The 16,533-nt window shown below is 38.4% G+C and carries 15 protein-coding genes; 7 read left to right on the top strand and 8 right to left on the bottom strand.

Annotated features, from left to right (window positions below):
• Positions 1-21: 21 nt before the first annotated feature.
• Positions 22-984 carry an electron transfer flavoprotein subunit alpha/FixB family protein gene (locus tag I597_RS01220; protein WP_035325703.1) on the bottom strand — a complete coding sequence of 321 codons (963 nt, stop codon included), beginning with the start codon at positions 982-984 and terminating at the stop codon, positions 22-24.
• Between the two features lie 13 nt (positions 985-997).
• Positions 998-1,738 (bottom strand): electron transfer flavoprotein subunit beta/FixA family protein, encoded by a 741-nt coding sequence (locus tag I597_RS01215; RefSeq protein WP_035325702.1) that lies wholly within the window; start codon positions 1,736-1,738, stop codon positions 998-1,000.
• 255 nt (positions 1,739-1,993) lie between these two features.
• Between I597_RS01215 and I597_RS01210 the strand changes: the two genes are divergently transcribed.
• From I597_RS01210 to I597_RS01185, 6 genes are all read left to right on the top strand, one after another.
• A complete protein-coding gene (locus tag I597_RS01210) occupies positions 1,994-2,971 on the top strand; it encodes a pyruvate dehydrogenase complex E1 component subunit beta (protein WP_021778037.1) in 978 nt (325 codons plus the stop codon).
• 171 nt (positions 2,972-3,142) lie between these two features.
• Positions 3,143-5,686 carry a DUF5686 and carboxypeptidase-like regulatory domain-containing protein gene (locus tag I597_RS01205; protein ID WP_035325700.1) on the top strand — a complete coding sequence of 848 codons (2,544 nt, stop codon included), beginning with the start codon at positions 3,143-3,145 and terminating at the stop codon, positions 5,684-5,686.
• A 397-nt stretch (positions 5,687-6,083) separates the two neighbouring features.
• Positions 6,084-6,611 carry an inorganic diphosphatase gene (locus I597_RS01200; protein WP_021778039.1) on the top strand — a complete coding sequence of 176 codons (528 nt, stop codon included), beginning with the start codon at positions 6,084-6,086 and terminating at the stop codon, positions 6,609-6,611.
• Positions 6,612-6,800: 189 nt separating this feature from the next.
• A complete protein-coding gene (locus I597_RS01195) occupies positions 6,801-9,230 on the top strand; it encodes a sodium-translocating pyrophosphatase (RefSeq protein ID WP_035325699.1) in 2,430 nt (809 codons plus the stop codon).
• 145 nt (positions 9,231-9,375) lie between these two features.
• Positions 9,376-9,906: a peroxiredoxin-like family protein gene (locus I597_RS01190; protein WP_035325697.1), complete on the top strand. Its 531-nt coding sequence runs from the start codon at positions 9,376-9,378 to the stop codon at positions 9,904-9,906.
• Positions 9,907-10,054: 148 nt separating this feature from the next.
• Complete coding sequence (locus tag I597_RS01185; RefSeq protein WP_035325696.1) at positions 10,055-11,062, top strand: App1 family protein; 1,008 nt, start codon at positions 10,055-10,057, stop codon at positions 11,060-11,062.
• 66 nt (positions 11,063-11,128) lie between these two features.
• On the opposite strand, the gene I597_RS01180 is transcribed toward I597_RS01185, so the two are convergent.
• The 4 genes from I597_RS01180 to I597_RS01165 all read right to left on the bottom strand — a co-directional run bounded on the left by I597_RS01180 (position 11,129) and on the right by I597_RS01165 (position 13,766).
• Positions 11,129-11,647 (bottom strand): hypothetical protein, encoded by a 519-nt coding sequence (locus I597_RS01180; protein ID WP_035325694.1) that lies wholly within the window; start codon positions 11,645-11,647, stop codon positions 11,129-11,131.
• Between the two features lie 124 nt (positions 11,648-11,771).
• Entirely contained in the window at positions 11,772-12,287 is a 516-nt protein-coding gene (locus I597_RS01175; protein ID WP_035325693.1) for a hypothetical protein, read from the bottom strand.
• A 73-nt stretch (positions 12,288-12,360) separates the two neighbouring features.
• A complete protein-coding gene (locus I597_RS01170) occupies positions 12,361-12,975 on the bottom strand; it encodes a deoxynucleoside kinase (protein WP_021778044.1) in 615 nt (204 codons plus the stop codon).
• 2 nt (positions 12,976-12,977) lie between these two features.
• Positions 12,978-13,766, bottom strand: a complete 789-nt coding sequence (locus I597_RS01165; protein WP_052111807.1) for a hypothetical protein — start codon at positions 13,764-13,766, stop codon at positions 12,978-12,980.
• Between the two features lie 50 nt (positions 13,767-13,816).
• On the opposite strand from I597_RS01165, the gene I597_RS01160 reads away from it, so the two are divergent.
• Positions 13,817-14,209: a group III truncated hemoglobin gene (locus I597_RS01160; protein WP_035325692.1), complete on the top strand. Its 393-nt coding sequence runs from the start codon at positions 13,817-13,819 to the stop codon at positions 14,207-14,209.
• A 49-nt stretch (positions 14,210-14,258) separates the two neighbouring features.
• Here the strand turns inward: I597_RS01160 and I597_RS01155 are convergent, their stop codons facing one another.
• Both I597_RS01155 and I597_RS01150 read right to left on the bottom strand, forming a co-directional pair.
• Positions 14,259-14,936: a response regulator transcription factor gene (locus I597_RS01155; protein ID WP_035325690.1), complete on the bottom strand. Its 678-nt coding sequence runs from the start codon at positions 14,934-14,936 to the stop codon at positions 14,259-14,261.
• Positions 14,929-16,533 (bottom strand): sensor histidine kinase, encoded by a 1,605-nt coding sequence (locus I597_RS01150; RefSeq protein ID WP_035325688.1) that lies wholly within the window; start codon positions 16,531-16,533, stop codon positions 14,929-14,931. The genes I597_RS01155 and I597_RS01150 overlap by 8 nt, the downstream gene beginning before the upstream one ends.

Here is a 16,533-nt window from a genome sequence, read left to right as displayed (position 1 = left end):
TATATAACTAATAATATATTTCTAGCTGTTAGAAGCTTTAAAGGCTTTAAGCTTCTCGTTGAGTTGAGGTACAATTTCAAAAGCATCACCTACGATACCATAATCTGCTGCTTTAAAGAAAGGAGCTTCTGGATCTGTATTGATTACTACTTTTACTTTTGAAGAGTTAATTCCCGCAAGGTGCTGTATAGCTCCAGAGATACCTATCGCGATGTATAGGTTAGAAGCAACAGGCTTACCAGTTTGCCCTACGTGCTCACCGTGAGGTCTCCACCCTAGGTCAGATACTGGCTTAGAACAAGCTGTTGCTGCTCCAAGTATGTCTGCCATTTCTTCTATCATCCCCCAGTTTTCTGGACCTTTCATACCACGACCTGCAGAGACTACAATCTCAGCATCTGCGATAGAAACTTTATCTGTAGCTTTATCTACAGAGGCAACCTCTACACCAAATGTTCCTAGATCTGCACTAAAATCTTCTGTTGCAGCAGCGGCGCTGTTTTCTTTAAGACCATATGCGTTCTTACCAAGACCTACAATTTTTACATCTGTAGAGATCTCTGTAATGTTAAATGCTTTGTTAGTAAAAGCAGTACGCTTTACTTTAAATGGTGCTGCGCTTTCTGGAAGTGCAACTACATTTGATGCATATCCTGCCTCAAGCTCTACCGCTAGTAAAGGAGCAAGATACTTTGCATTTGCGCTCTGGCTTAATACAACTACTGTTGCACCTTCTGCCTTTGCTGCAGCAGCAATACCCTTTGCATAAGGAGCTGCATTAAATGCGTCTAGTTTACTGTCTTTAAGGTTTAAAACTTTATCTACACCATAGGTTCCTAGTGTTGCTGTGTCACCCCCATTTACTGCAATAGCAGTAACAGAAGTTCCCATCATATCTGCAACACCCTTTGCATAAGATGCTACCTCAAGTGAAGCTTTTTTAAATTCTCCGTTTTCTGATTCTGTATATACTAAAACTGACATATTATCGTACTTTTTAGATAGCTTTCGCTTCGTTATGTAATAAATCGATGAGCTCGTCTACAGTGTCTACAAGTTTTACGGCTCCTTTTGGTGCTGGCTTTTCAAAGGCAACAGCTGCTGTTTCGGTTGCTGCGCCAGTAGGTTCTACCACACTTAATGGTTTTTTACGAGCCATCATAATACCTCTCATATTAGGTATACGTAGGTCGCTCTCTTCTACTAGTCCTTTTTGACCTCCTATTACAAGAGGTAAAGTTGTAGTAACTGTTTCTTTACCACCATCTATTTCTCTAGTTGCAGTAGCGTTTGTGCCATCTACTTCTAGTGAGATACACGTATTTACAAAGTTTGCTCCAGTAAGACCTGCAAGCATACCTGGTACCATACCACCATTATAATCTATAGACTCACGGCCCGCAATTACAAGGTCATAACCTCCGTCTTGAACTACTTTTGCAAGTTCTTTGGCAACTTGAAAACCATCTTTTGCTTCTGTGTTAACACGTATAGCTGTGTCTGCACCTATTGCAAGTGCTTTACGAAGTGTAGGTTCTGTTTCTGGTCCTCCTACGTTTACTACGTCTACAGAAGCTCCTTGTTTTTCTTTAAACCACATTGCTCTGGTTAATCCAAACTCATCATTTGGGTTGATCACAAACTGAACACCATTAGTATCAAACTTGGTGTCTCCTTCAGTAAAGTTAATTTTTGAAGTCGTATCAGGTACGTGACTGATGCACACTAATATTTTCATAGAATTTGTTTTTTATAAAGATAAAGGTACGCTTTCGCGAAAGCGTAAACTCGTACTATTTCGTTATCGTTACAAAAATAAGGTAAAAAACTATATTTTACTATGCGCGCATAGTAAAATTTTGCAAAATTCTCATTTTTTGAGGTTTCTGAATTGCTTATTTTTGTGAGTACGTAAAAAACGATTATTAATTAGGTGATTAAGGCAATGCTTTGAGAATCCTTTGCAAATTAACCCACTAGTGGGTAACTTAATATGAGAACAATCCAGTTTAGAGAAGCCGTTTGTGAGGCTATGAGTGAAGAAATGCGTCGCGACGCATCTGTTTATTTAATGGGAGAAGAAGTAGCCGAATATAATGGTGCTTACAAAGCTTCAAAAGGAATGCTAGACGAGTTTGGTGCAGATAGAGTTATAGATACTCCTATTGCTGAGCTTGGTTTTGGAGGTATAGGTGTAGGTAGTACTATGACGGGTTGTCGTCCTATTGTGGAGTATATGACCTTTAACTTCTCACTGGTAGGTATTGATCAAATTATAAACAATGCCGCAAAAATAAGACAGATGTCTGGAGGGCAGTTTTCTTGTCCTATCGTTTTTAGAGGGCCTACAGCATCTGCTGGTCAACTTGGAGCAACGCACTCTCAAGCTTTTGAAAACTGGTTTGCAAACACACCTGGTCTTAAAGTAATTGTACCATCTAACCCTTATGATGCAAAGGGACTACTTAAAGCAGCGATACGTGATAACGACCCTGTAATCTTTATGGAGTCTGAGCAAATGTATGGTGATAAAGGTGAGGTGCCAGATGGAGAGTATGTATTACCTATAGGTGTTGCAGATATTAAGAGAGAGGGAACAGATGTAACTATTGTTTCTTTTGGAAAAATTATAAAAGAGGCTTACAAAGCAGCAGACCAACTGGCAGAAGATGGTATTTCTTGCGAGATTATCGATTTACGTACGGTACGCCCGCTAGATAAGCAAGCTATCTTTGACTCAGTAAAGAAAACTAATAGACTTGTGATACTTGAAGAGGCTTGGCCTTTTGGAAACGTATCTACAGAGATAAGTCACCAGGTACAAGAGCACTGTTTTGATTACCTAGATGCACCTATACAAAGAATAAACACGGCAGATACACCTGCCCCTTACTCACCAGTACTACTTAAAGAGTGGTTGCCTAACAGCGATGATGTTGTAAAGGCTGTCAAAAAGGTGATGTACAGATAAGCTTTCGCGAAAGCGTACTATATTTGACCCCTTTCTACCTAAGAGAGGGGTTTTTTAATTAATGTGTATAAAATAACATCTCATACAGAATAATATGTTTTCTAAACGTTATAGGGTAATCATTGTAACCCTACTGAATGATATGTAACAACGCACAAATAGAATTAATAGATGAAACATAATTTACTTTTCTTCCTTATTACGCTTTTTACGGTGGCTATATCTTATGGTCAGACTAAAGTGAGTGGAGAAGTTTTTGACACACAGGGAAATGCATTACCATTTGTAAATGTCGTTTTTATGGGTTCAAATGAGGGAACTATTACAAATGAGAATGGTCGCTTTTACCTCGAGTCTGATGCTACGTGGGAGCAAGTGCGATTTTCCTTCATAGGGTTTTCAAACCTTATTGTAGACTTAGAGCAAAAGGTGAACTACGAGATGAAAATCACGCTAGAAGAAGAGGCTGGGGCGCTAGATGAGATCGTAATCTTTACGGGTAAAACAGATAAAAAGAACAACCCTGCTGTAGATATACTACGCAAGATATGGGCAAATAAAAGAGAGAATGGACTCAAGCAGTTTAAGCAATACCAGTATGATAAGTATGAAAAGCTAGAGTTTGACCTTAACACCATAGACAGTGCTCTTATAAATAGCCGCCTCTTTAAAGGGATGGAATTTATATTTGACCAGACAGATACTTCAAATGTGACGGGTAAAACCTATCTACCCATTTTTGTAAACGAAGCCGTGTCAAAAGTTTATGGAGATAACGAGATTAATAAAGTAAAAGAAGAGCTGCTAGGTAATAAAAACAGCGGTTTTAGCGAGAATCAAACAGTGATAGGTTTTGTAAAAGATCTGTACAGTGATTATGATATCTACCAGAACTACTTACAGTTTTTTGATAAGAGTTTTACAAGTCCGCTGTCGCGCACAGGGATACAAACCTATAATTATGTACTCTCAGATAGTGCCTACATAGATAATAAATGGTGTTATAATATCATTTATTATCCACGTCGTAAAAACGAACTTACCTTTAAAGGAGACTTCTGGGTAAACGACTCAACCTGGGCAATTAAGGAGATTAATATGCAGCTTTCAAAAAGTGCAAACATAAACTGGGTCAAAGAAATCTATATGGAGCAAGAGTTTGATATCGTAAACGATACTACGTTCTTACTCTCACGAGATTATTTCTTGTCAGACTTTGCTTTTAATAAAAAAGAGCAATCTAGAGGAATGTACGGTAAGCGTACGACCCTGTATGATAACTATGAGTTTGATAAAAAACTAGACAAAGATTATTACGACAAGGAAGTCTATAACTACGATAAGGATATCTATAATCGTGGCGATGAGTTTTGGGAAGAGAATAGAAAAGAAGAACTGAGCAAGGACGAGCTAGGCGTTTATAAAATGCTAGACACCCTTAAAACGGTTAAGAAATTTAGAAATCTCTATAATGCAGGCTCTGTACTAGCCTCTGGTTATTATGAGATCCCAAGTCTCAATTTTGATTACGGCCCTATATTTTCAACCTTTGGGTTTAACGAGGTAGAAGGTTTGCGTATACGTACAGGAGGTAGAACTTATTTTTCTCAAAACGATCCCTGGCGTCTAGAAGGCTTTCTGGCCTATGGTTTTAAAGACAAAAAAGGAAAATTTGGTATCTCTGGTAAGTGGCTTTTAGATAAAAAGAGTAGACTTATTATCTCTGGAGGTTACCGTCAAGATGTAGAGCAAATAGGGGCGAGCCTTACCACCTCAAGAGATGTGTTAGGTAGAAATCTTGCCTCATCATCTCTAGTAAACACAGCGACTAATGATAAGCTCACCTCCATAAAACTGGCAAACGTAGCAGCAGAGATAGAGGTGGTGCGCAACCTGCAGGTACGTGCAGATTTCTCACTGCGCACGCTTGAGTCTGCCTCAGAAACTTTTAGTCTAGACTACTTTACAGATGCCACACAAACCACTACCACAGGTGAGCTTAAACAAGCAGAAATTGTACTTACTACTATCTGGGAGCCAGGTAAAAAGACCTCAGGTTTTGGCGTAGAGCGACGCGTCACAAATGAGTGGTTCCCTAGCTTTTACGCGAGTTACACCCGTGGGCTAGAGGGTACGCTAGACAGTGACTTTGGGTACGATAAGTTTCAGTTTTCTGCTCGTAAGGCAATACGTGTAGGAGGTCTAGGTACACTTACCGCTTCTACAGAGGTAGGTAAAACCTTTGATGAGGTGCCACTGGCATTATTAAGTCCGGTACCAGGTAACCAGTCATTGTTCTCAATATTCAACACCTTTAGCCAGCTCAATTTTTATGAGTTTACTACAGATGAGTATGCATCACTACAGCTAGAACATAACTTTGGAGGAAGAATCTTTAACCGTATTCCTTTCTTAAAAGGGTTGAACCTCAGAGAGATTATAGGCGTGCGTGGTATAATAGGTAATATATCACAGGCTAATATTGATCTTAACAGACCCGCCTTTGAGAGTCTTCTCTTTGCAGAGGGAGATCCAGTAACCGCCATCACACCATCTATGATTGCCCCATCTATGGAGCCGTATTATGAGTACAGCATCGGGGTAGGTAATATCTTTAAGGTGTTTCGTATAGACGTAAACTTTAGAGGAAATTATAACTTCTTGCCAGATGCTCGTAAGATAGGGGTGACAGGTAGTTTTGGATTTTATTTTTAATGAAGGTTGTTTTTACGCTTTCGCGAAAGTAGTATTGCCTTCAGAGATGTTTATTTAAGTAAATCGCATTAATGAGATAATAGAACAAAAAACAGATTATCTTGTTGTGAAAACATTCAAGGTGGTACTTTAATTAGTATCACCTTTCTTTTTTAAACCGCTGTAGGAGTAGGTACCTAACCTAATCTTAACACGTATTCCTTTGGTGATAACGCTTTTACAGCGTATTTTTGCACCCCGAAAGATATTTTTTGGCAAGCTGCTGTTTATAATTAATTGAATTTCAGCTATTTAAAATTTAGCTTTCGCGAAAGCGCAATACTAACTACACAGATTAGTGCTCATATATTAAGAGATTTTTTAATATGAGGGAGCATAATTTGTTTTTTATAATGATATGACAGCAGAAAAAGTAAAGACATTTGACGTTTTAATCGAAATCCCAAAAGGGAGTCGTAACAAATATGAGTATGATTTTGAACTAAAGAAAATACGTTACGATCGTATGATCTTTTCTTCTATGATGTACCCTGCAGATTACGGTTTTATACCAGAAACTCTTGCACTAGATGGAGATCCTCTTGATGTACTTGTTCTAGTAACAGAGCCTACTTTTCCTGGATGTGTGATTGAAGTGAAGCCTATAGGAGTTTTCCATATGGCAGATGAAAAAGGACCAGACGAAAAAGTAATTTGTGTACCAGTAACAGATCCAAGTGCAAACAAGCTTGAAGACTTATCTGATTGTAACCCACACCTTATAAAAGAGATTGAGCACTTTTTCCAAGTGTACAAAGACCTTGAAGAGAAAAAAGTAGACGTAGGTGGATGGGGAGACGTACACGAAGCTAGAGAGATTGTAGCAAAGTGTTACCAGAGATTCCAAGAGTCTGATGTACCACGTAGCGAAGTGAGTATTTACTAAGACTCACAGTATAAACGAATTAGCCTAGAAGCCGTAACGCAATGCGTTACGGCTTTTTTTGTTTGTTATTGTTTTGTGTATTCTATTGATTGTTAAGTATTTGTGATTTGGGTTGATTTTGCTACATTAGTAACATCTAAAATTTTAAGAATTTTATTAATAAATTCTCACTAAAACCAAACAAAATTTATGGAATCAATGATGATTTACGTGCCGATTGTATTAGCCCTTCTTGGGCTTGTCTATATGATCATAAAGCAATCTTGGGTTATGAAGCAAGATGCTGGTGATGGTAAGATGAAAGAAATATCTGATCACATTTATGAGGGAGCACTCGCTTTTTTAAATGCCGAGTATAAGTTGCTTACCATATTTGTAATTATCGTAAGTGTATTACTGGCTATTGTGTCTTATGTAGTGCCTACCACGCACTGGCTTATTGTTATTGCATTTATATGCGGTGCTGTATTTTCTGCCTTTGCAGGAAATATAGGGATGAAAATAGCCACCAAAACGAATGTGCGTACCACTCAGGCGGCGCGTACTAGCTTACCTAATGCGCTTAAAATCTCATTTGGCGGAGGTACGGTGATGGGGCTTGGAGTGGCTGGTCTTGCAGTACTTGGTCTCACAGCATTCTTTATCTTTTTCTTCCATTTCTTTATGGGTGGTGAGTGGACAAATACTATGGATATGACCATTGTATTAGAAACACTAGCAGGATTCTCTTTAGGAGCAGAGTCTATTGCACTTTTTGCTCGTGTGGGTGGTGGTATTTATACCAAAGCTGCAGATGTGGGTGCAGACCTTGTAGGTAAGGTAGAAGCTGGTATACCAGAAGATGATCCCCGCAACCCTGCAACTATTGCAGATAACGTGGGAGATAATGTAGGTGATGTAGCAGGGATGGGTGCAGATTTATTTGGCTCATATGTAGCAACCGTGCTAGCGGCAATGGTACTAGGTAATTATGTGATTAAAGATATGGGAGGAAGTATCTCAGATGGCTTTGGAGGTATTGGTCCTATATTGTTGCCTATGGCTATAGCAGGTGTAGGTATTATTATATCTATTATAGGTACAATGCTTGTAAAAATTAAGAGTAACGATGCAAAGGAGTCTCAGGTTATGGGTGCTCTTAATATAGGTAACTGGACTTCTATAATACTTGTGGCAGTAGCTTGTTTTGCACTATGTAAATGGATGCTTCCAGGAACGATGCAAATGGAATTCTTTGGAGAAGGAGTGCAAGAAATCTCATCTATGCGCGTATTTTATGCGACTATAGTGGGGCTAGTTGTAGGGGCAGTCATTTCTTCTGTGACAGAATATTATACGGGTCTTGGTAAAACGCCTATTCTCAAAATTGTACAACAATCTAGTACAGGGGCAGGAACTAATATCATTGCAGGTCTCGCTACGGGTATGATCTCTACATTTCCATCGGTACTATTATTTGCAGGTGCGATCTGGGCGTCATACGCATTTGCCGGTTTTTATGGGGTTGCTCTAGCAGCTTCTGCAATGATGGCTACTACAGCGATGCAACTTGCAATAGATGCCTTTGGACCTATTTCAGATAATGCAGGTGGTATAGCAGAGATGAGTGAGCAGGAGCCTATAGTCCGTGAGCGCACAGATATTCTAGATTCTGTAGGTAATACTACGGCGGCTACAGGAAAAGGATTTGCGATAGCCTCTGCAGCGCTTACATCGCTCGCATTATTTGCAGCTTATGTAACCTTTACGGGAATAGACGGTATTAATATTTTTAAAGCGCCTGTACTCGCAATGCTCTTTGTAGGAGGAATGGTTCCAGTAGTATTTTCTGCACTTGCGATGAATGCCGTGGGGAAAGCAGCTATGGAAATGGTGCAAGAAGTACGCCGCCAGTTTAGAGATATACCGGGTATAATGGAGGGAACTGGGAAACCAGAGTATGATAAATGTGTAGCTATATCTACACAAGCTTCGCTTAAAGAAATGTTGCTACCAGGCATTTTAACGATAGGTTTTCCGCTGGTGATTGCTTTCTTGCCACTTGCCTTTGGGATGAATCGTCTTGCTATTGCAGAGATGCTTGGAGGTTATATGGCTGGCGTTACGGTAAGTGGCGTGTTATGGGCAATCTTTCAGAACAATGCTGGAGGTGCCTGGGATAATGCAAAAAAATCTTTTGAGGCAGGAGTAGAGATTAACGGTGAGATGACTTACAAGGGCTCTGATGCTCATAAGGCCGCTGTAACTGGTGATACGGTAGGAGACCCTTTTAAAGATACATCTGGGCCGTCTATGAATATACTTATAAAGCTTACTTGCCTTATAGGTCTTGTAATTGCACCTATACTAGGTGGTCATACTGATGATGGTCTAGCTATTACTACAGAAGATGGAACTGTAGTCGCCATTACTCAAGATGGACGTATAAAGGAAACACGCGAGGTGCAAAAAGAAGTTCGCTTTGCTATGGCAGAGCGTGATGGGCAGTTTGTAGGAACAGTAACTATTACGACAGATGATAATGGTGAGTTGAGTGCTGAGGTAAAAGAGTTTACAGGTACAGAAGCTGAGGTAAAAAAGCAAATGGACGCCTTTGAAGCATCACTTCGCAATAAATAGTTTATACACTAGCTGCAACATATAACAGGGTGAGTCTTATAGGCTCACCTTTTTTTATGACATTCACATACCTTAACAAAGGTTTACAATGGTGTTGTGAGAGCTGTAGCTATTTATGCGGTAATTTTATGTAAAAATTAAAATTATGTTATTACCAAAAACAGAAGTTCCTGCCTTGGAACTCCCATTAATAAATGATACTAACTGGAAACTGAGCGATCAAAACGCAGAAAATTTTACGCTCTTAGTTTTTTATAGAGGACTACATTGTCCTGTATGTAAAAAACAACTCGAAGAGCTTTCTCAAAAGCTAGATAAGTTTGTAGATCGCGGGATTAATGTCGTGGCTATAAGCGCAGATACAGAGAAGAGAGCAAAAATAGCAGGTGAAGATTGGGATATAGAAGGACTACCAGTAGCATATAATCTATCACTAGAGAAAGCAAGAGAGTACGGATTATTTATTTCTGAAGCAGTCTCAGATAAGGAGCCAGACTTCTTTACAGAGCCTGGTCTCTTCTTGATAAAACCTGACGGAACACTATTTTTCTCAAGTGTACAGTCTATGCCTTTTGCAAGACCACACTTTGACGATATTTTAGGAGGCATAGATTTTATTATGAAAAAAGATTACCCAGCTAGAGGAGAGGTAAAAGGAATTCCTCAAAATGCGTAAGATATAGATACATATCGCTACTAAAAAGTGCATTACTATAGTTGTGCACTTTTTTTATGAAGCTATTATTTTTACGCTTTCAGTTTACTGAAGTTCATACTGAGCTTGCCGAAGTGCGAAAGCGTAATACTAACCAATACATCGTACAATGTTCTTTTCTAAAAAACAAGATCCTATACAAATAGACGGGTACCAGTCTTATGGAACTAAAAATCACTTATACCTCATAGGGCGCGCTTTAGAGCACGAAGGAGTAGATCTAAAGAAAAAGGGTGTGCTTGCTGCTTTTAAAAATGCCTATAAACAGTTTGCTACAGATGAGTTGCCTCACACAAAACTCAAAGTGACTTTGCCAGATGGAGCTATCTTTTATACCACCACAGATGCCGAAGGATATTTTAAAATAGATGAGCAGGTTCACGGCTTAGATAAGATGACTAATAGTGAGGGCTGGCTCCAGCTTACAGTGAGCTTTGATGATGTGCAAAAGGATGTGGTGCTTATGGGAGAAAATAAGTTTGCCGTAGAGATGCTTATCCCTTCAGAAAATGCGTCTTATGGAGTCATTAGTGATATAGATGATACGATATTACACACGGGAGTAGCGTCGCTTCTTAAGTGGAGGGTGATAGTAAATACACTTTTTAAAGATGTGGGGAGGCGTACGTCGCTAGAGGGTGCTCCTTCTTTATATCAAAAACTACATAGAGGAACTTCTGGAGCAGATGCAAACCCAATGTTTTATGTGAGTAACAGCCCTTGGAATTTATATAACTACCTAGAATCTTTTGTGCGGAATCAAAATTTCCCGAAAGGGCCTATATTATTAAGAGATTTTAGAGGGCCTTTTGAGAAAACTCCAAAACCAGAAAAGCCGCACAAGCAGCACGAGATTAGAAATATATTAAACACCTATCCAGACTTGAAATTTGTGCTTATAGGCGATAGTGGAGAGCACGATGTAGATATTTATCTAGAAGTAGCAAAGGAGTATCCAGAGCAAATACTAGCGGTGTACCTGCGTAGTGTAAAGCATAAGAAAAAGGTAATGCGTGTTAAAAGTGTACTTGCACAGTATGAGACCACGCCAGCAGTACTAGTAGAAAAGAGTTCCTTTGCAGAGGAGCACGCGAGATCTATAGGTCTTATAGCATAAAGCATAAAAAAACGGCTACTTAATTAAAGTAGCCGTTTTTGTTTGTGTAGTTAAAATGTGTTTTGACTATTGTCTCGCAAAACGTAATTCACTAGTAAATGTAGATGTGCCATCTGCCTCTACATCTGTGCTTTCAAATAATAGTCTAAGCTGGCTGTCGTTAAATAAAGTAACATCTCCAGTCTCACCATCTATAGTAAGTGTCTGGTTTGTATCATTTACAGAATAATTACCTGTATCTGAGTTTGTGATAATCTCAGTTTCTTCTACAGGGTCGTTACTTTCTAATTGAGTTGTTCTTGTAACACGGTATTGGAAGTTTACAGTATAAGTTCCGTTTGCGTCAAAAACAATATTTGATGTTCCAAATGTATCACCTACCTCACTTATCGTTGTAGTAGCTGTACCACCTGTAACTTCTTCTTGTATTACCTCTTCACTCTCGTAAAAGTTTAAGTTGTAAGTTCCGGCAAGTAGTGCAGGTGTAAGTGTTGGTCCTGCTGGCTCAGAAGAGTCGTCGTCATTGCTACAAGATATAGTCATCACAGAAATTGCCATAACTAAAAATAGAGTAATCTTTTTCATAATATAGTTTAAGTTTAAAAACGCGCAAATCTAGTTTATAAAAACAGAACTAGAAAGAATTTTCTTATTGAATATGTATTTGTGATTAATTATAAATGGCTGTTGTTGAGCTGTGTATATAATACTAAACCTTAGTAAACGTTAATTCTTGACTATAGGTGTTTTCGTAGTATTCGGTTTCTTCATATTGCTCAAAATAAATTGTAAGTTCACCATTATTGAGTAGGGTTGCTTCGTATTCTCGACCATTAAATAAAACTTTCTGATCTCCAGTAATCGTATAATCTCCCGCAGAAGCATCTGAATAATCTACGTTATCTGTTATGTAGGTAAAGCCGTTCAAAGCATACTTTTCGGTAATTACGTAGTTATAATTAAATGAATAATCGCCAGATTCTGTAAAGGTGATATTTGAATTCCCAAGAGTAAGGTGTTCTCCTATAATTGATTCAGTATATGTACCATCTTCTGTCTCCAATAATGTTATATCTAGGGAATTATAAGCTGTTAACTCATAAGTGCCGCTTAATGAGGCTGTGGTAATAGCAACTTCTTGTAATGATGAGTTGTCGTCATCACTACTACAAGATAAAAAGGTTACAAGGATTGCTAGAACTACTAGTTTGGTAATAAATTTCATAATGTTTGATTTTTGATTGAAGCTCAAAAATTATCAAACACCCTGCCAAACTTAGATATTATTAAACTTTATGTTAAAAAAGCCCATTTAACTCAGCATCTATTCTATTGATGATATCTCCTAAATCTTCTGGATTATCTACAAAGTCAAGATTATCTACATCTATAATAAGAAGCTTTCCTTTGTCATAACCGTGTATCCACGCCTCGTAGCGTTCATTAAGACGGCTTAGGTAGTCTATAGATATAGAGTTTTCATAGTCTCTGCCACGCTTGTGTATTTGCGATACAAGGTTTGGGATAGAGCTACGCAGGTAAATCATAAGGTCTGGTGCATCTACTACACTCTCCATAAGATCAAAAAGCGACTTGTAGTTGTTGTAATCTCTATTAGTAAGCAATCCCATCGCGTGCAGGTTAGGCGCAAATATGAATGCGTCTTCATAGATAGTACGGTCTTGTATAATAGATTTATTGCTATCGCGTATCTCTAGTAATTGTCTAAAACGGCTATTTAAAAAGTAAATTTGCAGGTTAAAAGACCAGCGCTCCATCTCGTTATAAAAATCATCTAGGTAAGGGTTATCTACCACGTCTTCAAACTGTGGAGTCCACTTAAAATGTTTTGCGAGAAGTTTAGTCAGTGTCGTTTTACCGGCACCAATATTACCGGCGATGGCGATGTGCATAGTTAAGGTTGTTTAGCTAGTTTGAGACGGAAAGCAGTGAGCTTTTTATCACTGTAAATATAGAGACTTTCCCCTTTTAAAGAAAGCTGTTTTATAGATAAATCTAATGTTTCTATAACTCCTACAGCAGCAGTATCATTAGGTTTGTAATAGAGCTTCTTATCTGCATAAAGTATAAAAGCACCTTTGTCTTGTGACATAAGCTGGCTTTCAGGACTTTCTATCTTCTCTATAAAACTCCCATAATTATTGTAGTAAAAAACACCATCTTTAGTACTCACCCAGGCAAAGTTAAAGTTGGTCATAAGCGCTGTGGCATTATGTGCCATAGGGGGAAACTGGGTAAGAATCTTTTGAGTATTCCAGTCAAAAATTTCTAACTGTTGTAAATCTGTATTAAAAATCCAGAAGCGCCTATCACTTGCCGTACGCACGTGGCTTACATTTCTAAAGTTTTCTATCGTAGAGAAGTTTACACGTGTAATCTCGTTAAGTGTGTTGTCAAGAATGACTGCTGTGTTTGAGCTTTCATAAAACAAGGTAATTCTAAGCGGGTTGAGCACATCGACTGAAGTTAATGCACCCAGTTGCAATGCCGAAAATTGATACTCATTTTGCACATCAGTCTTATATAAGATATCACCTTTAATGTGGTATAGTGCATTAAAAGCATCTACAGCTATAAAGGTGTCTGTGTCTAGTGTGACCTCATTGATCTTCTCTAAGGTGTAGCTCTGGCTTGTAGCTGTGATTGAAGCAAGAAATAATAGTATGTAAATCAGTTTGTGCATTAGTAAGCAAAGTACAAAAATCTAGCCGTTATAGTTAATACCTTTGTAATGTGAGAAAAGAGATCAAAAATAGAGAAGACGTATATAAACTGGTTACCACTTTTTATGGTCGCATACGTAGTGATGTTTATCTGGGACCTATTTTCAATAAACACATTACAGACTGGCAACATCACTTTGAGCATCTCACAGATTTTTGGGAAGGTAACCTGTTTCAAAAGCGCATTTTTACAGGAAGACCTTTGCAGGCTCACAAACGTGTAGATAGAGATGAAGGTTATACTATAAATGAGCAACACTTTGGTGTGTGGCTCAATCACTGGGTGCAAACGGTAGATGAATTATATGAAGGCGAACTTGCAGAGATGGCAAAATTTCGTGCTCGTAAGATTGGAACTTTCTTTCTAGTAAATATGTTTCAGGCAAAACCAGGAGTGGAATAATTACGCTTTCGCGAAAGCGTAACACAGCAACTAATACTTTGCGTTAAATCTAGCAAAGCAATTTATAGCCATAACCACGCACGTTTACAATCTCAACTTTAGGATCTTCTTTGAGTTTCTTGCGAAGTTTTGTGATAAAGACATCCATACTACGTGCGTTGAAAAAGTCATCATTGCCCCATAGTTTTTTTAAAATCAGGCTACGGTCCAGCACTTGATTCTTATTTTTTACCAGATTAAAAAGAAGATGAGCTTCTCTATGTGTGAGACGGGTGACGTCATTATTGTAATGTAATTCTTGCCTCGGGAAGTCGAAGCTGTAGTCACCCACCTTAAGCACTTCAGACTTTTTTTGTTGTGCAGAGCGATTCAATAAGTTTTTAATACGCACGATGAGTTCTTCCATACTAAAGGGTTTCTTGAGGTAGTCGTTACCACCTATGCTAAACCCCTCTACAACATCTGCTGGTTGAGACTTTGCGGTGAGAAATATAATAGGGATTTCATCATTTATAGCTCTTACTTCTTTTGCTAGAGTAAAACCATCCATCTTAGGCATCATCACATCGAGTACAAGTATGTCTGGGGTGTTTTGTTTAAATTTTTCAAAAGCAATCTCACCATCTGGACATAGTGTGACTATAAAGTCCCTAGTCTCAAGGCTCTCTTTTACAATCTGGCCTAGCGCAGGCTCATCTTCGGCGAGTAGTAGATTTATTTTAGGCATAAGGCAGTGTGATTTTAAAAGTGGTGGGTTGGGTTTGTACCGCGATATTACCACTGTGTTTTTCTATAATAGTCTTTGTATAGTAGAGACCTATACCAAAACCTTTTACATCGTGCTTATTTCCCTTTGGCACTCTGTAAAACTTATCAAAAATGTGTTGAGCTTGTTGTTTTGTAAGCTTGTTACCACCATCTGCGATGGTGATTTGTATGTTTTCTTTTGTGCTGTTAAGGGCTATTTTTATGGTATCTCCGCCATATTTTATGGCGTTGTCTATAATATTATCTAGCGCGTTTTCTAGGTGAAAAACATCTATAGATGCACGTGTATTTCTGTCTTGGGTGGTAAAGGTTAATGTTTTACCATTTGTGGTTTCTTGATGTGATTGTGTGATGTGCTCAAGTAGCTCAGCGAGGTTAGTCTCTTGTTTATTAAGTTCTAAAGCTTCGCTGTCTAAAGTGGCGGTCTCAAGTAGCTTCTCAACCATTGTGTTGAGTTTTGATACTTGCTGTGATGACATCTCAAGATACTTTTTTGTTTTCTCATTACTGTCTGCCTCATTAAAGTGTTGTATACTCTCTATAGCTACACCTATGGTGGCTATGGGGGTTTTAAACTCGTGGGTGATGTTGCTTATAAAGTCATTTTTAATCTCGGCCAGCTGTTTTTGCTCTTGTATGATTTTAAGGAGGTAGAGTAGGCTGGCTATTACAGCACCTACAAGTAGTAGGGAGAGGAGCATCCCTAGTAAATTACGTTGTAAAACGATACTGGCTACATTTTTAAAACCTACGGCTAGGCTACTCTTCTTAGGGAGCAAATTTGAGGTAGAGACAATAGCTAGATCGTGATTATTGAGTGTTTGTGTGGTATCACTTTCTGCTGCGTTGTAAGCAATAGTATATTGTGTGTTGTTGAGATTTTTTCGCGTAAGCTCTAGGTTAATAAGGCTATCTAGGGTAGGCACGTTTATCTTATCATCTTTAAATGACAAAACTATACTCGTTGTAAGGTCTGTAAGTGCTTCAAGCCTATCTGGTAATGCTGTTTGTGACGAGTCTGTTACCTGTTGTGAGGTAAGTAAGTTGTTTTTTATTCTTTTTGAAAGTACTTCTACTGCTTTCTCACTTTCGCCAAAAACTTTAAAAGTAGTATGACTGCTCGATGTAGGTGAGTTGCGTTTAAACTCTTGAGCATATGTGGTATCTACCTTAACCAGACGACTTGAAAAAATACTGTCTAGTTCTGTTGGGCTTGCACCTTCCACTATAATGTTATCATCATTGTTAGTCTCTTCTATTTTAATACTATTTATAGTAAGACCACTGTCTACACGCTTACCTAGATTCTGCATTTTATCTGACTTAAAAAATAAATCTAGATTTTGGTCGTCTCCTAGAAATCCTATGGTGTTAGAAGCCGTGATATCTTCATAATAAGCGCTTACAGCATTATCAATACTGGTTTGCATATCACGTTTGAGCTGTGCTTTTCCCACCTCATAATTTTTATAATTCCAGTAAATCTGCACTGCGAGTGTGCATATTATGACGGCGCTTATAAAATACAATATGGTTTTATAATGTCTTTCTTGCAT

It is taken from the genome of Dokdonia donghaensis DSW-1 (genome assembly GCF_001653755.1).
Taxonomy (GTDB): domain Bacteria; phylum Bacteroidota; class Bacteroidia; order Flavobacteriales; family Flavobacteriaceae; genus Dokdonia; species Dokdonia donghaensis.
This window is presented reverse-complemented; position numbering and strand designations above follow the sequence as displayed.